The sequence below is a fragment of the Mycolicibacterium houstonense genome (assembly GCF_900078665.2).
Taxonomy (GTDB): domain Bacteria; phylum Actinomycetota; class Actinomycetes; order Mycobacteriales; family Mycobacteriaceae; genus Mycobacterium; species Mycobacterium houstonense.
On record NZ_LT546207.1, the window covers coordinates 3,541,419 to 3,562,351 of the forward strand.

Annotated in this window: 13 protein-coding genes and 4 pseudogenes; 9 read left to right on the forward strand and 8 right to left on the reverse strand. The window is 68.2% G+C overall.

Annotated elements, in window-relative coordinates; genetic code table 11:
• Both BN4332_RS33720 and BN4332_RS17695 read right to left on the reverse strand, forming a co-directional pair.
• On the reverse strand, window positions 1–143 hold a 143-nt coding region (locus BN4332_RS33720; protein WP_200820420.1), incomplete at its 3' end, for an IniB N-terminal domain-containing protein.
• A gap of 272 nt (window positions 144–415) precedes the next feature.
• Window positions 416–964: an Rv0340 family IniB-related protein gene (locus BN4332_RS17695; protein ID WP_066900176.1), complete on the reverse strand. Its 549-nt coding sequence runs from the start codon at window positions 962–964 to the stop codon at window positions 416–418.
• Window positions 965–1,161: 197 nt separating this feature from the next.
• Between BN4332_RS17695 and BN4332_RS17700 the strand changes: the two genes are divergently transcribed.
• From BN4332_RS17700 to BN4332_RS17740, 9 genes and pseudogenes are all read left to right on the forward strand, one after another.
• Window positions 1,162–2,946, forward strand: a complete 1,785-nt coding sequence (locus BN4332_RS17700) for an Hsp70 family protein (RefSeq protein WP_066900180.1) — start codon at window positions 1,162–1,164, stop codon at window positions 2,944–2,946.
• Between the two features lie 48 nt (window positions 2,947–2,994).
• Window positions 2,995–4,494 (forward strand): annotated as a pseudogene (locus tag BN4332_RS17705) (Hsp70 family protein); the annotation flags it as partial.
• A gap of 58 nt (window positions 4,495–4,552) precedes the next feature.
• Window positions 4,553–5,065: pseudogene (locus BN4332_RS17710) on the forward strand (LuxR C-terminal-related transcriptional regulator); the annotation flags it as partial.
• 104 nt (window positions 5,066–5,169) lie between these two features.
• Window positions 5,170–7,647: pseudogene (locus BN4332_RS17715) on the forward strand ((Fe-S)-binding protein); the annotation flags it as partial.
• Between the two features lie 107 nt (window positions 7,648–7,754).
• On the forward strand, window positions 7,755–9,044 hold the full coding sequence (locus BN4332_RS17720) for a pyridoxal phosphate-dependent aminotransferase (RefSeq protein WP_066900185.1): 1,290 nt from the start codon (window positions 7,755–7,757) through the stop codon (window positions 9,042–9,044).
• Window positions 9,045–9,152: 108 nt separating this feature from the next.
• On the forward strand, window positions 9,153–10,382 hold the full coding sequence (locus tag BN4332_RS17725; protein ID WP_066900188.1) for a YibE/F family protein: 1,230 nt from the start codon (window positions 9,153–9,155) through the stop codon (window positions 10,380–10,382).
• A gap of 44 nt (window positions 10,383–10,426) precedes the next feature.
• On the forward strand, window positions 10,427–10,951 hold the full coding sequence (locus tag BN4332_RS17730; protein ID WP_066900267.1) for a 2Fe-2S iron-sulfur cluster-binding protein: 525 nt from the start codon (window positions 10,427–10,429) through the stop codon (window positions 10,949–10,951).
• The gene (locus tag BN4332_RS17735) at window positions 10,948–11,943 is read left to right on the forward strand and encodes an FAD binding domain-containing protein (RefSeq protein ID WP_066900190.1); all 996 of its coding nucleotides are present in this window, start codon (window positions 10,948–10,950) and stop codon (window positions 11,941–11,943) included. Before BN4332_RS17730 ends, BN4332_RS17735 begins: the two co-directional genes overlap by 4 nt.
• Window positions 11,940–14,042: a xanthine dehydrogenase family protein molybdopterin-binding subunit gene (locus BN4332_RS17740; protein WP_066900192.1), complete on the forward strand. Its 2,103-nt coding sequence runs from the start codon at window positions 11,940–11,942 to the stop codon at window positions 14,040–14,042. The genes BN4332_RS17735 and BN4332_RS17740 overlap by 4 nt, the downstream gene beginning before the upstream one ends.
• On the opposite strand, the gene BN4332_RS17745 is transcribed toward BN4332_RS17740, so the two are convergent.
• The 6 genes and pseudogenes from BN4332_RS17745 to BN4332_RS17770 all read right to left on the reverse strand — a co-directional run bounded on the left by BN4332_RS17745 (window position 14,039) and on the right by BN4332_RS17770 (window position 20,781).
• Complete coding sequence (locus BN4332_RS17745; protein WP_066900269.1) at window positions 14,039–14,407, reverse strand: nuclear transport factor 2 family protein; 369 nt, start codon at window positions 14,405–14,407, stop codon at window positions 14,039–14,041. The genes BN4332_RS17740 and BN4332_RS17745 overlap by 4 nt on opposite strands.
• An 18-nt stretch (window positions 14,408–14,425) precedes the next feature.
• Window positions 14,426–15,178, reverse strand: a complete 753-nt coding sequence (locus tag BN4332_RS17750) for a maleylpyruvate isomerase family mycothiol-dependent enzyme (RefSeq protein WP_066900194.1) — start codon at window positions 15,176–15,178, stop codon at window positions 14,426–14,428.
• 1 nt (window position 15,179) lies between these two features.
• A complete protein-coding gene (locus BN4332_RS17755; protein WP_066900196.1) occupies window positions 15,180–16,493 on the reverse strand; it encodes a cytochrome P450 in 1,314 nt (437 codons plus the stop codon).
• A gap of 38 nt (window positions 16,494–16,531) precedes the next feature.
• Complete coding sequence (locus BN4332_RS17760; protein ID WP_066900198.1) at window positions 16,532–17,863, reverse strand: UDP-glucose dehydrogenase family protein; 1,332 nt, start codon at window positions 17,861–17,863, stop codon at window positions 16,532–16,534.
• 336 nt (window positions 17,864–18,199) lie between these two features.
• Window positions 18,200–19,225 (reverse strand): annotated as a pseudogene (locus BN4332_RS35525) (DUF7159 family protein); the annotation flags it as partial.
• A gap of 221 nt (window positions 19,226–19,446) precedes the next feature.
• The gene (locus BN4332_RS17770; RefSeq protein ID WP_066900200.1) at window positions 19,447–20,781 is read right to left on the reverse strand and encodes an ammonium transporter; all 1,335 of its coding nucleotides are present in this window, start codon (window positions 20,779–20,781) and stop codon (window positions 19,447–19,449) included.
• Between the last annotated feature and the right edge of the window lie 152 nt (window positions 20,782–20,933).

Consider the following 20,933-nt stretch of genomic DNA (forward strand, 5'->3'; position numbering starts at 1 on the left):
GCCGCGACGGCGTGCAGCTGGGCCGCGGTCACGTTCGGCAGGCCCGCGTCACGCAGGCTGCCGTCCGGGTCGGCGATGAACGAGGCCGCCGAGGCGGGGCTGCGGAACAGGTCGAGGATGAAGTCGATCAGAGAGATTGCCATTGCTCCAACCCTTTCGGTTGTTGTCGGGAAGTTCTTCCGAAGTCCCCCGCCGGGCTCTCCGGCGATCTGAAGACAAATTTATGGGCGCGGCACGACGCCGGAAACGGGGTCGATTCCCCTCCCCGCATTGCCCCCACTCGGGGTGGATGGGGGTCCCCCAATAGGGGGTTAGGGGAAACCTAGGGGCGTCCGCTTCCTTTGACGTTTCCGCAGGTAAAACGCAATAAGCGCACCACCCATTGGGTGGTGCGCTTATTGGACCGCTGGTCAGATCAGTCGAAGATGTCGAATCCGCCGGCACCGTCGGTGTGGCGCTGCTCGTCGACCACCGGGTTGCCCCATTCGGACGCCGGCTCGGCGTCGACGGTCGGCAGGTCCTCGATGACAGCGTTGTTGACCTGCAACGACAGCTCGTCCAACGGCTGATTCAGCGGGCCGATGTCGTCGATGGCCGGTCCCGACGACACCAGCTGGTCCGCCGAAACCGACGAGTCGATGACCCGGCCGGCCGTCGCATCCCAGGCGTCGTTGGGGGCATCGAGCGGCACGTGATCGCCGAACGCGTCGAATGCCGCGGTGGCCGCACCGCTGGCCCACACGTTGCCGCCCGGGTCCGCGGCACCGAAATCCCCGAAGCCGGTGTTCGCACCGCTCGCGGACAGCGACTCGGAGACCACCGGGATCAGGTTGTTGACGTCGGTGCTGGTCACATCGGTCAGCTGAGCATCCGCGATGGCCTGGGCCGGGTCGGCGGCATAGCGGGCAGCGGCATCGGGGTCGCGCACCAGCGACATCACAAAGTCCAGCAACGAGTTCGCCATGCTCCACCTCCTCAACAGTTCGATTCGAATGCTAGCCAGCCGTGGGGCCGCTGGGATCGGTGCCGACCCCACCCCTACCAACCGACGATTAGGGGGCCCGACATTAGGGGATTGACGCCACTAGGGGAACAATCACGGGCTGCGGGGGACGCAGCGGTTAAGGTGAGGGTCGGCCCAGACAACAGGAGTGACGCCTGATGACCGACTCACTGGGGTTGTCGATCGGGATGACCAACCTGGTAGCAGCCCGCGAAGGCCGCGCACCGGTGATCCGCCGATCGATTCTCACCCTGCACAACGACCGCGCACCCGAGGTGGGCGAATACCCGGGCAGCGGATTGCCGCTGGCCGGCTTCGTCGAGCGGGTCGGCGATCCGGTGCCACTGGTCGCCGCCGACGGATCCCAGCACCGGGGTGAACGGGTTCTGGCCGAGGCGCTGGACGTGATGGCCCGTGCCGCCGGTGGCGGCGCGCCCGTCACCATCGCCGTTCCCGCGCATTGGGGCCCGAGCACCGTGGCCGCCTTGCAAGGCGCCCTGCGCCACAAGCCCGCGCTGGCACCCAATGGCACCCCGCCCGCTCTGGTGCCCGATTCCCTGACCGCACTGGCGGCCCTGCGTTCGGACCCGGGACTGCCCACCGAGGGCGTCGTGGTGTTGTGCGATTTCGGTGGCAGCGGCACGAGCGTGACGCTGGCCGACGCCGGCGCCGGTTTCGCCCCCATCGGCCCCACGATGCGCTACCCCGAATTCTCCGGCGACCAGATCGACCAGGCGTTGCTCAACCACGTGCTCAGCGGGGTCGCCAGCGCCAACGACGCCGACCCGGCGGGCACGGCGGCGGTCGGTTCCCTGACGCGGTTGCGCGCCGAATGCCGTCAGGCCAAGGAACGGTTGTCTGCCGACACCGCGGCGGCGATACCCACCGAATTGCCCGGTTACGCAGGTGATGTCAGGGTCACCCGGCCCGAACTCGACCAGTTGATGTCCGAACCACTGTCCGGACTCCTGGATGCCGTCGAAGACACATTGCAGCGCAACAACATTGCATTGTCGAGTGTCAACGCGGTCGCCACGGTGGGTGGCGGCGCAGCGATTCCACTTGTGACGCAACGGCTGTCGGAGCGGCTGCGGGCGCCGGTGGTGACCACGCCGCGGCCCCAGATTGCGGTGGCCACCGGAGCGGCGCTGCTCGCCTACACCGTGGCCGAGGCCGGCGCACCGACCGGCATGGCGCCCATGGTGGCGGCTGCCGATGCGCCGACCGGTTTGGCCCCCGAGGTATCCGGCGCCGATGCTCCGACGGGCATGGCCCCGACCAGCCTTGGGCCCGCGGCCGCGGACTCGGGCAACTTCGGCGCCCTGGCCTGGTCACAAGACGACGCGCCCGGCAACGAACCGGTGCCGTACGCGGGCGCCGACTACGAAACCGCGCCGGGCACGGCCTCGGCCCGGCCACCGCTGGAGTTCAGCCACGAAGAAGAGCGGTACGACGACGAGCCGGCCCCGCTCGCCTGGTACAAGCGCCCCGCGATCCTGTTCGGCGCGGCGGCGGCTGCCGTGCTGCTGGCCGGCGGCGGGCTCGCGGTGACCCTGACCGGGTCCGAAGGCGATTCCACACCGGTCACCGAGACCAGCACCACGTATTCGATGGGTCCGTCCCCGGAGGGGCCGCCGCCCGAGCCGGTCACCACCGTCACCGAGGGGCCCGACGGGGTCAAGACCACCACTGTCGTGGTGCCGCCCCCGCCGCCGCCGGAGACCACGACGTCGGCGCCGGAAACCACGACGACGACCAATCCGACCACGACGACAACCACCACGACCACCACGCCGACGACAACGACGACCACCCGCACCACGACCACCACCACTCAGCCGCCGACAACGACGACCCAGCCGCCGACGACAACACGACCGCCGACCACCACGCAGCCTCCGGTCACCACCACCGCGGCCGAGGTTCCCGACGACGGCGCCTAGGCGACACAGATGACCGCCCCGGCGCCGGAACCCGTTCCGGAGCTTCCGTTGGCTGCCCGCNCGCATTGGGGCCCGAGCACCGTGGCCGCCTTGCAAGGCGCCCTGCGCCACAAGCCCGCGCTGGCACCCAATGGCACCCCGCCCGCTCTGGTGCCCGATTCCCTGACCGCACTGGCGGCCCTGCGTTCGGACCCGGGACTGCCCACCGAGGGCGTCGTGGTGTTGTGCGATTTCGGTGGCAGCGGCACGAGCGTGACGCTGGCCGACGCCGGCGCCGGTTTCGCCCCCATCGGCCCCACGATGCGCTACCCCGAATTCTCCGGCGACCAGATCGACCAGGCGTTGCTCAACCACGTGCTCAGCGGGGTCGCCAGCGCCAACGACGCCGACCCGGCGGGCACGGCGGCGGTCGGTTCCCTGACGCGGTTGCGCGCCGAATGCCGTCAGGCCAAGGAACGGTTGTCTGCCGACACCGCGGCGGCGATACCCACCGAATTGCCCGGTTACGCAGGTGATGTCAGGGTCACCCGGCCCGAACTCGACCAGTTGATGTCCGAACCACTGTCCGGACTCCTGGATGCCGTCGAAGACACATTGCAGCGCAACAACATTGCATTGTCGAGTGTCAACGCGGTCGCCACGGTGGGTGGCGGCGCAGCGATTCCACTTGTGACGCAACGGCTGTCGGAGCGGCTGCGGGCGCCGGTGGTGACCACGCCGCGGCCCCAGATTGCGGTGGCCACCGGAGCGGCGCTGCTCGCCTACACCGTGGCCGAGGCCGGCGCACCGACCGGCATGGCGCCCATGGTGGCGGCTGCCGATGCGCCGACCGGTTTGGCCCCCGAGGTATCCGGCGCCGATGCTCCGACGGGCATGGCCCCGACCAGCCTTGGGCCCGCGGCCGCGGACTCGGGCAACTTCGGCGCCCTGGCCTGGTCACAAGACGACGCGCCCGGCAACGAACCGGTGCCGTACGCGGGCGCCGACTACGAAACCGCGCCGGGCACGGCCTCGGCCCGGCCACCGCTGGAGTTCAGCCACGAAGAAGAGCGGTACGACGACGAGCCGGCCCCGCTCGCCTGGTACAAGCGCCCCGCGATCCTGTTCGGCGCGGCGGCGGCTGCCGTGCTGCTGGCCGGCGGCGGGCTCGCGGTGACCCTGACCGGGTCCGAAGGCGATTCCACACCGGTCACCGAGACCAGCACCACGTATTCGATGGGTCCGTCCCCGGAGGGGCCGCCGCCCGAGCCGGTCACCACCGTCACCGAGGGGCCCGACGGGGTCAAGACCACCACTGTCGTGGTGCCGCCCCCGCCGCCGCCGGAGACCACGACGTCGGCGCCGGAAACCACGACGACGACCAATCCGACCACGACGACAACCACCACGACCACCACGCCGACGACAACGACGACCACCCGCACCACGACCACCACCACTCAGCCGCCGACAACGACGACCCAGCCGCCGACGACAACACGACCGCCGACCACCACGCAGCCTCCGGTCACCACCACCGCGGCCGAGGTTCCCGACGACGGCGCCTAGGCGACACAGATGACCGCCCCGGCGCCGGAACCCGTTCCGGAGCTTCCGTTGGCTGCCCGCGNGGCAGAGCGCGTTCGCCCGGGCGCTGGCCAACGCCGGTCGCACCTGGCTGCGGGTGCTGGCCAATCATGTCGACACCGATGAGGTGACCGCCGCCGCCCGAGCCCTCTCCCAGTTCGGCCTGACCTGGGACGGCACCCGGCTGGCCAGCCAGGCGGCGCTGCAGACCCCGGATGCCCGGGTGTCCCAGGCGATGCTGCAACTGGCCCGCGATCTGAAACAGACGAGTGCGGTCGAGGAGACCGAGGTCGCCCCGAACCCGGCGTTGTCTGCGGCCGGTACCGCGGCACGGTCCGCCCCGGCCCCGTCGTCCACCAAGCTGTCCGACCGCGAGCGCGAAGTGGCCGAGCTGTTGCTGCTCGGTATGCCCTATCGCGATATCGGCAGTCAATTGTTCATCTCGGCCAAGACCGTCGAGCATCACGTGGCGCGAATTCGGCGGCGCCTGGGAGCCGATTCGCGTACCGAAATGCTCTCGATGCTGCGGGCAATGCTGGCGCCACAAGGCTGAGACCTATACCACAGTCGCCGCGAAGTTAGGTAAGCCTCGGTAGCGGTAAGAAACTCGTAAATGTCACTATGAGCTGAAAGAAGCTAAGTTACCGACGAGTAACTATGCTGAAGTTACCGCCCGGTAACTCGCGAAATGGAGGCGTTTCTGTGGAGAGTCTCGAACACACCCTCGCGGTGTCGCGGCTGATTCTCGGTCTGCTCGCCACGCTCGTCGTTTTGGCGTTCGCCGCCAAGCGCGTGCTGTGGCTGACCAAGCTGATCAGCTCGGGCCAGAAGGTCGGAGACGAGCGTGGCCGTAAGGACCACCTGGTTCAGCGCTTCCTGAATCAGAACAAGGAAGTCTTCGCCCAGTCGAAGCTGCTGAAATGGTCGATCCCCGGCATCGCGCACTTCTTCACCATGTGGGGCTTCTTCGTCCTCGCCACCGTGTACCTCGAGGCCTACGGTGTGCTGTTCGACCCCGAGTTCCACATTCCGCTGGTCGGCCGATGGGCCGTGCTGGGCTTCCTGCAGGACTTCTTCGCCGTCGCCGTGCTCGCCGGCATCATCGTCTTCGCGATCATCCGCATCCGGAAGAACCCCGAGCAGCTGGGCCGCGAATCCCGCTTCTACGGCTCGCACAACGGCGGCGCCTGGACCATCCTGATCATGATCTTCCTGGTCATCGCGACCTACGCGGTGTTCCGCGGTGCCGCCGTCAACGTGCTGGAAGAGGACTTCCCCTACCAGTCCGGCGCCTTCTTCTCCGATGCCATGGCCGCGGTGCTGGCTCCGCTGGGCCACACCGCCAACGTCTGGCTGGAGACCATCGCGCTGCTGGCCCACCTGGGCGTCATGCTGGCCTTCCTGCTGATCGTGCTGCACTCCAAGCACCTGCACATCGGTCTGGCCCCGATCAACGTCACCTTCAAGCGCCTGCCCGACGGCCTCGGCCCGCTGCTGCCCATGGAGTACAAGGGCGACAAGATCGACTTCGAGGATCCCGCCGAAGACGCGGTGTTCGGCAAGGGCCGCATCGAGGACTTCACCTGGAAGGGCAACCTCGACATGGCGACCTGCACCGAGTGCGGTCGCTGCCAATCGCAGTGCCCGGCCTGGAACACCGGCAAGCCGCTGTCGCCCAAGCTCGTGATCATGAACCTACGCGACCACCTGTTCGCCAAGGCTCCCTACATCATCGAGGGCAAGCCGATGCCCGAAGAGGGGTCGGTCGACTTCGCCAAGCTGGGCGACAGCCTGCACGGCCACGGTGTGCCCGAGGACGGCTTCGCCCGCATCGAAGGTTCCGGCCCCGAGCAGGCGCTGCGCCCGCTGGTAGGCACCGCCGAGCAGGGTGGCGTCATCGACCCCGACGTGCTGTGGTCCTGCACCAACTGTGGCGCCTGCGTCGAGCAGTGCCCGGTGGACATCGAGCACATCGACCACATCGTCGACATGCGCCGCTACCAGGTCATGGTCGAGTCGGAGTTCCCCGGTGAGCTCGGTGTGCTGTTCAAGAACCTGGAGACCAAGGGCAACCCCTGGGGCCAGAACGCCAAGGACCGCACCACCTGGATCGACGAGGTCGACTTCGACGTCCCGGTCTACGGCGAGGACGTGGAGAGCTTCGACGGCTTCGAGTACCTGTTCTGGGTCGGCTGCGCCGGCGCCTACGAGGATCGCGCCAAGAAAACCACCAAGGCCGTCGCCGAACTGCTGGCCGCCTCGGGCGTGAAGTTCCTGGTGCTGGGTACCGGTGAGACCTGTACGGGCGACTCGGCCCGCCGCTCCGGCAACGAGTTCCTGTTCCAGCAGCTGGCGGCGCAGAACGTCGAGACCATCAACGAGCTGTTCGAGGGTGTCGAGACGGTCGATCGCAAGATCATCGTGACCTGCCCGCACTGCTTCAACACGATCGGCCGCGAGTACCCGCAACTGGGCGCCAACTACACCGTCGTACACCACACGCAGCTGCTCAACCGGCTGGTCCGGGACAAGAAGCTGGTGCCGGTCAAGTCCACCGGCGGCCCCGAGGTCACCTACCATGATCCGTGCTTCCTGGGCCGCCACAACAAGGTCTACGAGGCTCCGCGTGAGCTGGTCGAGGCCTCCGGTGTGACGCTGAAGGAAATGCCCCGCCACGCCGACCGCGGCCTGTGCTGCGGTGCCGGTGGTGCGCGGATGTGGATGGAAGAGCACATCGGCAAGCGCGTGAACGTCGAGCGCACCGAAGAGGCGATGGATACCGCCTCGACCATCGCGACCGGCTGCCCGTTCTGCCGCGTGATGATCACCGACGGTGTCGACGACGTGGCCGCTGCCCGCAACGTCGAGAAGGCCGAAGTGCTCGACGTGGCCCAGCTGCTGCTGAACTCGCTGGACAAGAGCTCCGTCACGCTGCCCGAGAAGGGCACGGCGGCAAAGGAATCCGAGAAGCGGGCCGAGGCACGTGCCGCGGCGGAGGCCAAGGCCGAAGCCTCCGCACCGGCACCCGTGGTCGNAGCCGACAAGCCCGCCGAGGCGCCGGCCGAGCCCGCCAAGCCGGAGCCTCCGGTCGTGGGTCTCGGCATCAAGCCGGGCGCCAAGCGCCCCGGCAAGCGCTGATACCAAACCGCGCCCAGTGGCCAGTTACGACACGGGTCCAGCCGGATCGTGTGCCATAACTGGCCACTGGCGTTTGGATGGCAGATGGGCAAATTCCAAAATCAGTGGACTGTGATGAGACCATGGTGAGCGTGACTACCCATCAGTTGCCGTGGCAGACCGGTCAGCACCCGAAGCCGCGTACGTTCGCCCAGTCCACGAAGCTGCAGGACGTCCTGTACGAGATCCGTGGACCGGTACACGAGCACGCCTCACGGCTGGAAGCTGAAGGGCACCGCATCCTCAAGCTGAACATCGGCAATCCCGCGCCGTTCGGCTTCGAGGCACCCGACGTGATCATGCGCGACATGATCCAGGCGCTGCCGTACGCGCAGGGCTACTCCGACTCCAAAGGCATCGCCAGCGCGCGCCGCGCGGTGTTCACCCGCTACGAGCTGGTCGAGGGGTTCCCGAAGTTCGACATCGACGACGTCTACCTGGGCAACGGCGTCTCCGAGCTCATCACGATGACCCTGCAGGCGCTGCTGGACAACGGCGACCAGGTGCTCATCCCGGCCCCGGATTACCCGCTGTGGACGGCCTCGACCGCCCTGGCCGGTGGCACCCCGGTGCATTACCTGTGCGACGAGACGCAGGGCTGGAATCCCGACGTCGCCGACATCGAGTCCAAGATCACCGAGCGCACCAAGGCCCTCGTCGTGATCAACCCGAACAACCCCACCGGCGCGGTGTACAGCCGCGAGACCCTCGAACAGATGGTGGACCTGGCCCGCAGGCATCAGCTGCTGCTGCTGGCCGACGAGATCTACGACAAGATCCTCTACGACGACGCCAAGCACATCTCGCTGGCCACGTTGGCACCTGACCTGCTGTGCCTGACCTTCAACGGGCTGTCCAAGGCCTACCGGGTGGCCGGGTACCGCTCCGGCTGGCTGGTCATCACCGGCCCCAAGGAACACGCGACCAGCTTCATCGAGGGCATCAGCCTGCTGTCGAACATGCGGCTGTGCCCGAACGTGCCCGCCCAGCACGCGATCCAGGTGGCGCTCGGCGGCCATCAGAGCATCGACGACCTGGTGTTGCCGGGCGGCCGGCTGCTCGAGCAGCGGGACACCGCGTGGACGAAGCTCAACGAGATCCCCGGTGTGTCCTGTGTGAGGCCTGCCGGTGCGCTGTACGCGTTCCCGCGCCTGGATCCCGAGGTCCACGACATCCACGACGACGAGCAACTGGTGCTCGACCTGTTGCTGCAGGAGAAAATTCTGCTGACGCAGGGCACGGGGTTCAACTGGCCCACACCGGATCACCTGCGCATCGTCACCCTGCCGTGGTCGCGGGACCTGGCCCAGGCCATCGAGCGCCTCGGTAACTTCCTGGCCGGCTACCGCCAGTAGGTGTCCCACCCAGACGACGGTTTCTGGCGCCAATCTGCCCAGAATCAGGCAGAAACCGTAGTGTCGGCGCATCGGTGACCCCACAGCCGGCCCCTCTACGCTGTCCGGGTGGCGCACACCCATTCCCACTCCCATTCCCTGGCCGGACCGTCGCCGTTGGGCCCGCTGGCCGCCCGCGTCGTCGTCGGCCTGCTGGTCGCGATCGGTGTCGCGGTGCTGGCCGGCGCCGCGCTGCTGTGGCCGAGCCAGCAGCGGGTGGACATCCCGCTGCCCTTCCAGAACGCCGCGGGAGGCGCCGTCACCACCGAGTCCGGGCACGTGCTGTCCAGCAGCCTGGCCGATTGCGGCAGCCCGTCGGCCGGCGGTGTGCTGACCGCCTCTCCACTGCCCGCCGTGCCGGGCGGCGGCACGTGTGTGCAGAACATGGTGGCCATCGATTCGGGGCCGAACAAGGGCGCCAAGACGCTGCTCGAGTTCAGCACCGGGCCAGGGCAGCCGAATCTTGTTGCCGGAGACAGCATCCGGGTGAGCCGGCAGGTCGACGAGGCCGGTGCAACGAGCTACGCCTTCTTCGACTACGAACGCACCTGGCCGCTGATCGCGCTGACCACGGTGTTCGCGGTGGTGATCGTCGCGGTGGCGCGCTGGCGCGGTCTGCGGGCGATCATCGGCATCGTGGTGGCCTTCGCGGTGCTGATGATCTTCCTGTTACCCGCGCTGCGCGACGGAGCCCCAGCGGTTCCGGTGGCGCTGGTGGCGTCGGCAGCCATCCTCTACGCAGTGATCTATCTGGCCCACGGCGTCAGCCTGCGCACCAGCGCGGCCCTGCTGGGCACTCTGACCTCATTGCTGCTGGCCGCCATATTGTCTTGGGCAGCAATCGAATTGGCTCACCTCACCGGCCTGTCTGAGGACCAGAACAACGAGGTGGCGGCATATCTGGGCAACGTGTCGATCACCGGGCTGCTACTGGCCGGGTTCATCATCGGCTCCCTGGGTGTGCTCAACGACGTGACCATCACCCAGGCGTCGGCTGTGTTCGAGCTCGCCGAGCACGGTGGCACCCGCCGGTCTATTTTCACCGGCGCCATGCGGGTGGGCAGTGATCACATCGCCAGCACGGTCTACACGCTGGTGCTCGCCTACGCCGGCAGCGCGTTGCCGCTGCTGTTGTTGTTCAGCGTGGCCAACCGGTCGCTGCCCGACGTACTGACCGGCGAGAGCGTGGCGATCGAGATCGCCCGCTCCGCGGTCGGTGGCATCGCCCTGGCCCTGTCGGTCCCGTTGACCACAGGCATCGCCGCGGTGCTCGCCACCCCGCAGACCAGCAGGCACTGAGCCGGCACGTTTGGCCACCCTCGGCCGTGGGGTATCCGGCGACGGTGAGCCAGCCCGATCGCCATCACAGCGAGGTGACCCTCGAGGTCGACGGAACCCGACGTCGTCTGACTGTCGACAACCGCATGACGCTGCTGGACGCGCTGCGCGAACGGCTGGGTGTCACCGCACCCAAGAAGGGCTGCGATCACGGCCAGTGCGGCTCGTGCACCGTATTGCTGGACGGGCGTCGCGTGACCACATGCCTGACGTTCGCCGTCGCCGCCGACGGGGCGCAGATCACCACAGCCGCCGGGCTTGAGCAGAACGGCGAACTGCACCCGGTGGCGCAGTCATTCTGCGACGAGGACGGCTTCCAATGCGGCTATTGCACACCCGGCCAGATCTGTTCCGCGGTAGGGATGTTGGACGAGGCCAAGGCGGGTGCTCCCAGTTTTGTCACCGACGATCTCGAGCTGACCCCGGTGCTCACCGATGACGAGATCCGCGAGCGGATGAGCGGCAATCTGTGCCGATGCGCGGCTTATCCGAACATCGTCGCCGCAATCGGCCGGGCGGCGGCGCAATGAAGCCGTTCGACTACCACCGGGCCGCCAGTCCCGCCGATGCGATGGCGATGTTGACCACGCACCCGCATGCCGCATACATCGCCGGCGGAACGAATCTCGTCGACCATATGAAACTCGGTGTCACAGAGCCGGATCTGCTGGTCGATGTCAGTCATCTCTGTCTGTCGGAGACCGCGGTCACCGGCGACGGTGGCGTTCGCATCGGCGCGAACGTTCGCAACAGTGACCTGGCCGCCGACCCGGTGATCCGCTCGCACTATCCGATGTTGGCCCGGGCGTTGCTGTCCGGGGCGTCGGGGCAATTGCGCAACGCTGCCACGACCGCCGGAAATCTCCTGCAGCGGACCAGATGTGTGTACTTCCAAGACGTCACGACACCGTGCAACAAACGCGATCCCGGCAGCGGGTGCGCGGCGCTGGGCGGCTATGTCCGGTACCACGCCATCCTCGGCGCATCCCCGCACTGCGTGGCCGTGCACCCGTCGGACATGGCGGTGGCGATGTGCGCGCTGGACGCACAGGTGGTGGTGCAGACTCGCGACGGCGAACGTCGCATCCCGGTCGAGGATTTCCATCGACTCCCCGGCGACCGGCCCGACCGGGACACGGTGCTGGAGCATGGCGAATTGATCACCGCGGTCGAACTGCCCGCGCCGCCCGCGGGGGCGGTGTCGGACTACCGCAAGGTGCGCGACCGGGCGTCCTACGCGTTCGCCCTGGTGTCCGTGGCCGCCGAGATGACCTTTACATCGACGTTCCAGATCGGCTCGGCACGTATCGCGCTGGGCGGTGTGGCGCACAAGCCATGGCGAGCCCGCAGAGCCGAGCAGCTGTTGATCGGCGACCAGCCCTCGGACGAGACGTTCGCCGCCGCGGCCGATGCCGAGCTCAGACAGGCTGAGCCATTGCCGGGCAACGAGTTCAAGGTCGAGCTGGCCCGCCGCACCCTGATCGCGCAGCTGCGCATGCTCACCGAACGGAGACGGCCATGACCCTCGTCGAACCGCATGCCATCGGGCAGCCGATGACCCGCACCGACGGCCGCGCGAAGGTCACCGGCACTGCCCGGTACGCGTACGAGCAACAAGTCGAGAATCCCGCATATCTTCATCCGATCCAGGCCACCATCGCTCGGGGCCGGGTCGTTGCCATGGACACCACCGCGGCGGTCGCTCTCGACGGCGTTCTCGATGTGCTGACGGTGTTCGACGCGCCCACGCTGGCCGATACCCCCGACGGCGAACTGACGATCCTCCAGGACGATCGGGTGCGCTTCCGCGGACAGATCATCGGTGGCGTTGTCGCCGAGTCGGCCGAGATCGCCCGGGAGGCAAGCGCTCTGGTGCGGGTCGACTATCGCGAGGAACCGCACGACGTGGAGCTGACCGCAGATCATCCCGCCCTGTACACCCCCGAGTCGGTCAATCCGTCGTTCCCGTCCGACACCGATGAGGGCGACGTGGAGACCGCCCTGGCGGGCGCCGAGGTCACCGTCGACGCGACCTACCGCACGCCGATCGAGCACAACAACCCGATGGAACCACACGCGTGCATCGCGCACTGGACGATGCGCGACGGCCGGCCCTCGGTGACCATGTACGACTCGACGCAGGGTGTGCACGCGGTGCGTAAGACGCTGGCCCCGCTGTTCGGCCTGCAGCCCGAGCAACTTCGGGTGGTGGCACCGCACGTGGGTGGTGGATTCGGGTCGAAAGGCGCGCCACACGCGCACGATGTGCTGGTGCTGCTGGCCGCCCAGCGTGCCGACGGCCGGCCGGTGAAGCTGGCACTGACCCGGCAACAGATGTTCTCCCTCGTCGGCTATCGAACACCGACCATCCAGCGCCTGCGGCTCGGTGCCGATTCGGACGGCCGACTCGTCGCGCTGGTCCACGATGTAGTCGAACAGACCGCGACCGTCAAGGAATTCGCCGAACAGACCGCGGTGACCTCACGCAAGATGTACGCCTGCCCGAACCGCCGCACGTCCCACCGGCTGGCCGCGCTCGACGTGCCCGTGCCGTTCTGGATGCGGGCGCCAGGTGAATGTCCCGGCACCTTCGCCGCCGAGGTCGCGATGGACGAGCTCGCGGTGGCATGCAAACTCGATCCGATCGAGCTGCGGATACGCAACGAACCCGCGGTCGACCCGGAGTCGGGCAAGCCGTGGTCGGGGCGTCACCTCCTCGAGTGTCTGCGCGTCGGCGCGGAGCGTTTCGACTGGTATCCCCGCGATCCACGGCCCGCCAAATACCTTGCCGGCAACTGGTTCATCGGAACCGGGGTGGCCGCGGCCACCTATCCCGGCATGGCCATGGAGGGCAACTCGGCGCGCATCAGCCATACCGAGCAGGGGCGCTACACGGTGCAGATCGGTGCGGCCGACATCGGCACCGGCACGTGGACCGCGCTGACCCAGATCGCCGCCGACGCACTGGGTTGCGATGTCGCCGCGGTGGACCTGCGGATCGGTGACACCGATCTGCCGCAGGCGTCGGTGGCCGGTGGCTCGTCCGGAATCACCTCATGGGGCTCGGCAATCGTGGCGGCGGCCAAACAGTTTCGTCGCGAGCACGGAGAACACCCCCATATCGGTGTGACGACGACGGCCGAGGCACCGCAGAACCCCGACGCCGAGAAGTTCACCGTGCAGTCGTTCGGCGCCCATTTCGTCGAGGCACACGTCAACTGCGACACCGCGGAGATCCGGATCCCCCGGATGCTCGGGGTCTTCTCGGTGGGTCGCGCCATCAACCCCCGCACGCTGCGGTCGCAACTGATCGGCGGCATGACGATGGGGTTGTCCATGGCGCTACACGAGGAGAGCATCCGGGACCCGCGCTACGGGCATGTGGTCACGCAGGACCTCGCGTCATATCACATCAGCGCGCACGCCGATGTCCCTGATGTCGAGGCGATCTGGCTCGACGAGGCCGAGAAACACCTCAACCCGATGGGGTCGCGCGGTGCGGGCGAGATCGGCATCGTCGGCGCGGCCGCGGCGGTGGTCAACGCCATCCACCACGCCACCGGGGTTCGGGTCCGGGAGCTGCCGGTCACCCTCGACAAGGTGTTGGCCGGGCTCGATTAGCCGACGAGGTCCTGCTCGGTGAGTTCGGTGGCCGCCAGCGCGGCTGCCAGGGTGTCATGGCGGAATGCCGACGTGACGTGGTCGCGCACCACCCGGAAGGCGGCGGCTCCGCTGCGGGCGGTGCCGTCCGCGGCGGTGATGGTCTGCTCGACGACGACCACGCCGTCATGTACGAACATCCGGCCCGGCGTCACGGTGTCGACGGCGGATGCGGCCCAATCGCGCAGGGCGCTGTGGCCCTGGGCGGCTCCGCCGGCATCGCCCACCTCGATGTCCTCGCTGGACAGGGCGACCAGGGTGTCGATGTCCTTCTCGTTCAGCGCATCGTGCCAGGCCAGAACCGTGGCGATCTCGGAAGTGGTCATGAACGCAACGTACGCCACTCAGAACGGTGTGCGGTCGAGCCAGGCGTCCCACACCGCAGTGTCGCCGAACACCTCCAGCCCGAGGTCGGCCGCGCTGCCCCGCCGGGTCGCCGCCAACAACAGGTTTGTGGCCGGCCCACGCAGCGCGACGCTGCCCTTGCCGTGGCTGTGGGACCACTCGAGCCCGTCCTCGTCGTGGGTGATGGTCCACTCCCCGGTCGGTCCCAGGCCGTCGTCGGTGGCGTGCAGGTGCACGCTGTCGCCCCGCGCGAGCGGTTCCGCGTGATGTTTGTTGGCCATGCCGGTGGCGATCTGCAGCCACTCGCTGACGGCATCGGCGGCCAGTTCGGGCGGTAACTCGAAGCCGGCTCCCACGGCCAGCGCCGCGTCGGCACGGTGCACCGTCGCCTCGTGCAGCCGCCGCCGGATCCACCAGCCCCCGGGTTTGGGCCCCAGGAACGTCCAGACCCTGGCATCGGTGCCGACCTGGTCGACGGCCTTGAGGACCAGGGCCGCGCCGGTGTTGAGCCACTCGATCGCGCCGTCGAGATCGTCGGGGGGCTTGCCCTCGTGAACGTCGCGCGGATCGAGCGGTGATACCCGTCGCTCCGAGATTATCTGTGCCGCCCAACGGTTTCCGCGCCCGACGTGACGGAACAGCTGCTTGAGCGTCCAGTCCGGGCAGGTCGGCACCGGCGTCTCGGGATCGTTGGAGGCGATCAGTTCCCCGAAGATTCGGGTCTGGTCGAGCAGGGCAGCTCGGAAGTCCACGTCACGAACTTACCGCTGTGCGCGCCTTTCCGAGCGTGATCGGCAGAGTCGACCAGCCGCGCAGGATTCGGGTCTCGCGGCGGCTGCCCGCACCGGCGGTACGGGCCTCGGGGAACCGCTCGAAGAAGGTCTGTAGACCGACCTGGCCCTCGGCTCGGGCCAGCGCGGCGCCGAGGCAGAAGTGCCTGCCCCCGGAGAACGACAGGTGCCGTCCGGCGTTGTCCCGTTCGATGTCGAATCGGTGCGGATCGCTGAACACCGCCGGGTCTCGATTGGCCCCGGCCAGGTGGATGATGACGAGTTCGCCGGCCTGCACCGGCGTGCCGGCCACCTCGGTGTCGACGAGCGCCACCCGCGCGCTCATCAGCACCGGCGAGTCCAGCCGCAGGATCTCCTCCACCGTGTTGGGCCACAACTCGGGGCGGGCGGCCAGGGTCTGCAGGTGTTCGGGATGGTCGAGCAGCATCCGGATCCCGTTGCCCAGCAGGTTCACCGTGGTCTCGAACCCGGCCGCGAGCACCAGCCCGGCCAGGGCCCGCAGTTCGGCCTCGTTGAGCGGCTCCCCGGCCGCACCGGCTTCGGAGGCCTGGATGATCTGGCTGAGCAGGTCCTCACCGGGGTTGCGGCGCAGCTGGCGCAGATGCTGGGTCAGCCAGGTCTCGAACCCGTGGATGCCGGCGTTGACCTGCTGGTACTGCCGCCAGGTGAGGCCGATGTCCAGGCTGGGCGCGCCGAGTTCGCCGAACCGCAGGATCTCGGACCGGTCGGCGTCGGGCACACCGAGGATGTCGCTGATCACCGCAACCGGCAGCTGCGCGCAGTACCGGTCGACGATGTCGACCACACCGTCGTCATCCATGGAGTCCAACAGCTGGTCGGCGGTCTCCTGGACTCGTTCCCGCAGCCGGGCGACCGCGCGGGTGGTGAACACCGAGGAGACCAGCTTGCGGTACCGGGTGTGATCGGGCGGTTCCACCGAGAGCAGCGACGGGGGCCGCAGCGGGTGCAGCGCGCCCCTGTCGGTCTTGTCGACGATCCAGCGCAGCGGGCGCGGCAGATTGCCGCCCAGCATCGAAACCCGGAAATCGTCGGAGCGCAGCAGCGCGGTGGCCACGTCGTGGTCGAAGGTCATCAGGATCGCCCGCCCGCGCACGATCGGTCCGCGCCGGCGCATTTCGTCGGCGAAGGGCGCCGGGTCGGCCCGCACCCGCGGGTCCGCGATCAGCCGCGCCTGCGGATCACCGTGACGCATCCCGTACGCAGAGAGCCCCCGAACCACCCCGTGCAGGGCCGCCCACCGGATTCGTTCCCGCATGGCCTGAGCCTACGGCCGCGAATTTTGTTCGACAAGCGTCAAACAAGAGCGGCCGGGCGCCCCAACGCATAGACCCGCCAGCCGGCGTCCCGCCACCGCTGCGCATCCAGGCAATTGCGCCCGTCCACAACGACTTTGACGCGCACCGTGTCGGCCAGCTCGTCCGGGTCCAGGTCGACGAACTCGGCCCACTCGGTGAGCACCAGCACCGCATCGGCCCGATCACACGCCTCGATGACCGAGGTGGAGTAGTTCAGCGTGGGGAACACCCGCTGCGAGTTGTCCATCGCCTTGGGGTCATACACGTTGACGGCGGCGCCGTTCAGCTGCAGCATGCCGGCCACGTTGAGCGCGGGCGAATCCCGCACATCGTCGGATTCAGGTTTGAACGCCGCACCCAGGACGGCGATGTTCGCGCCCAGCAGCGACCCGCCGCAGGCCCGGGTGGTCAGTTCCACCATCGCGGTGCGGCGGCGCATGTTGATGCTGTCGACCTCACGCAGGAAGGTCAGCGCGTGGTTGGCGCCCAGTTCGCCGGCGCGGGCCATGAACGCCCGGATGTCCTTGGGCAGGCAGCCTCCGCCAAAGCCCAAGCCGGCGTTGAGGAATCGGCGCCCGATGCGAGGGTCGTAGCCCAGGGCGTCGGCCAGCAGCGTGACGTCGGCGCCGACGGCTTCGCATACCTCGGAGATCGCGTTGATGAACGAGATCTTGGTGGCCAGGAACGCGTTGGCCGACACCTTCACCAGCTCCGCGGTCTCCAGATCGGTGACCAGGAACGGCACGCCCTCCTCGATCAGCGGCGCGTACAGCTCGCGCACCGCCGACTCACCGCGCTGTGAATCACGCTGCACCCCAACGACGATGCGGTCCGGGTGCAGGGTGTCGTGCACGGCGTAGCCCTCGCGGAGAAACTCCGGGTTCCACGCCACCTCGACGTCGACGCCCGCAGGCGCCAGGCCACGGGCCCGCTCGGCCAGATCGGCTGCGGTGCCGACCGGCACGGTCGACTTGCCGACGATCACCGCCGACCGGCGCAGCCGCGGCACCAGGGTGTCGATGACGGCGTGCACGTGGCGCAGATCGGCGCTGTACTCGCCCTTCTTCTGCGGGGTGCCGACCCCGAGGAAATGCACATCGGCGAAGTCGGCCGCCTCGTCATAGTCGGTGGTGAACCGCAGCCGTCCGGCGGACAGGTTGTCGTTCAACACCTTGCGCAGGCCGGGCTCGTAGAACGGGATGTCACCGGCGGCGAGTTTGGCCACCTTGCCGGGGTCGATGTCGACTCCGATCACCTCGTGGCCGAGTTCGGCCATCCCCGCGGCATGAGTCGCGCCCAGATAGCCGGTGCCGAAAACGGTGCATCGCATACTGCCTGGATAGGCGCCCAGAATGAGCTAGCCGCTACGTGACACTGAGCGGCAGGCCAACGTCAGGTAACGCTTGGTGGCGGGGCACGTTCGACGTCCGCCAAGACAACGCCATGGCCGCTGTCAGGCCCTGACGACAACCATGGCGTCGCACTCGGTGTGGGTCAGTGACCGCCACCGAACGGGAACGGCCACAGGGAACCACCGTCGCCGTCAGAACCACCGCGGGAACCGCCGGGGTTCCAGTCACCGGAGCCACGGCCGGGATTCCAGTCGTCGGAGCCACCGGAGCGCCCGGGGTTCCAATTACCGGAGCCCGAGCCGCCGGGNCTGCGCAGGCTGCGCCTCTGGCGCGGGTGCCGGGAGCTTGGCCGGGGCACTGGGCACCACGGCGCCCTGTGCCGGAGCCGGCCGCTGATCGACCGTCGGCCGGATGCTCACCGCAAGCGAAATAACCAAGGCCACAACGCCTACCACGAACACCGAAGTCAACGCGCTACCGACCAGGAGGAAGGGTTTGCGTTCCTCCTCCAGCGGCATGTCGTCGGCGACGAGGTCCAACCCGTCGATCGGTGCGTCACCGGCCGGCGCCATCTCGGTGGCCAGGCCGGCCAGTCCGTAGGCGCTGCCCGCGGTGGTGCCGTCGGGATCCTGGGAGTAGGCCAATCCGACTGTGGTGGCCTCGAAGGCCGGAGCGTTGGCCGAGGCCAGCGCCGCGCCGCGGGCCAGCGCCATCTCGGGCTCGTCGGGAGCACTGATCGGAAGCGACACCAGGTTTTCCAGGTGCGCCTTGACCGAGGCGACGTCCACGCCTGCACCCAGGACGAACATGCCCTGCGGTGCCGAATCGGCGGCGTCGACCGCGGCGGCCATCTCGGTGAGCACGGCCATGGCGTCCGCACTGTGCAGGGACCGGCCCAGCACCTTGACCACCGAACCGTCCTCGGTCTGTACCACCGACAGCGTCGCGGTGTCACGATCGATGAACAGCAGCGCCGTCGTGTCGTATCCGACCGCGCGGCCGACCGCCTGGGCCAGCGCCGCGGCGGCGTGGCCTTCGGAGACCAGCATGACGTCGTCGATGCCGTGCGCGGACAATTTGTCGCGCAGCGCGGCCGCGTCCGAATGGTCGGTCCAGGTGACACCGATCGACTTCAGATGGTGCCCGCCCGAAGCGGCACTCTCCTGCGTTCCGAGGATGGCGGCAACCACTTGATCGGCCGCGCTGGTGGTTGCCGAATCGTCACCGGCGGTGACGTCGAAGACGTCGTGGTCGACCGTGACCCCGTCGGCTTTCTCGCCCTCGACCAGCACCATGCGGACCGTCGTAGGTGCCATCGCCACACCGAGTACGATGTCCACCAAGCCCTCCAATGTGTTTGCTGCACTGCCGTTGTCGTCATTGCACACACATTCCGCACGAGCCGACAACTAGAACCTTCATCGGTGTAACCTGCTCGATCGTTACACCCGAGCGCATTAGCTACGGCGCTGAGATTCCGGTCGGACCGCGACGGCATGGTGTACGCCGGCGACGGTTAGTTAGACCCTACTCGGCATTACGACAAACGGCTCCGGCCGGTTCATCCCATCTTGTCTTCCTCGGCCGGATCGGGGCGCTGATCCAGGGTTCCCAGCTGACCCAGCGCGCCGCCGAACAGGCCCGGCCGACGCTGCGGCAGATGCCCGTGAACGCCTTCGGCGTATGCGGATTCGGCGTGCTGGGTGAAGTCGACGCCGGTGGTCTCGTCCTCCGCGCTGACCCGGAATCCCATGAACCGGTCGATCGCCTTGGCCAGCAGATAGGACACCGTGAACGCATAGACGGCGACCACGACCGCACCGAGCAGCTGCTTACCCAACTGGGTGAGCCCGCCGCCGTAGAACAGTCCCTGCGGGCCGGTGGTCATCACCTCGGTGGCCAGGAATCCGATCAGCAGCACACCGACCACGCCGCCGACGAAGTGCACGCCGACGACATCGAGCGAGTCGTCATATCCGAAGCGGAATTTCAGGCCGATTGCAAAGGAACACACCACGCCTGCGGCCAGACCGACCACCACCGCGCCGAGGGTGTTGACCGTGCCGCACGACGGGGTGATCGCCACCAGGCCGGCCACCACGCCCGACGCGGCGCCGAAGGTGGTGGGCTTGCCGTCGCGGACCTGCTCGACAGTCAGCCAGCCGAGCATGCCGAGGCAGCCCGCGACCAGGGTGTTGAGGAAGATCGCGGCGGCGGTGCCATTGGCGGCCAGCGCCGAGCCCGCATTGAAGCCGAACCAGCCGAACCACAGCAGGCCGACGCCGAGCAGCACGAAGGGCAGGTTGTGCGGGCGCATCGCGTCCTGCTTGAAGCCGATGCGGGGGCCGAGCACCAGGGCCAGTGCCAGCGCAGACGAGCCGGAGACGATCTCGACGACGAGGCCGCCGGCGTAGTCGAGCACTCCGAGGCCGGCCAGCCAGCCGCCCGGACCCCAGACCCAGTGCGCGACGACGGCGTACACCGCGACCGCCCAGAGCGGGACGAACAGCATCCAGGCGGCGAACTTCGCCCGGTCCGCGATGGCCCCGCTGACCAGGGCGGCGGTGATGATCGCGAAGCTCAGCTGGAAGGTGGCGAACAACAACTCAGGGACCGAGCCGTGGGCCGTGCTCGGGGTGATGCCGAGCATGCCGATGTGCTGCAGACCGCCGATCAGGCCGCCGCCGGCGTCGTCGGAGAAGGCCAGGGTGTAGCCGACCAACAGCCAGGCCACGGTGACCAGCGGGATCGAGATGAAGCTCATCATGATCATGTTGAGCACGCCGGTGGTGCGGACCATGCCGCCGTAGAAGATGGCGAGGCCGGGGGTCATCAACAGGACCAGCGCGGTGCTGGCGAGCAGCCAGGCAGTGGCAGCCGGATCGATCTCTTGCACGTCGGGCTCCTTCGGTCCCGACGAGAATCTCCGGCCCGCGTTTCAGCTGCGCGGCGAGCGTGTTTCCGGCGTGTTTCGTGTTGCGGCGTGGTTACTGGAAGTTCACCGGGGCTCTTGCGGCCGCCGCTGCGTCACACCCAGTGGCCACTTAT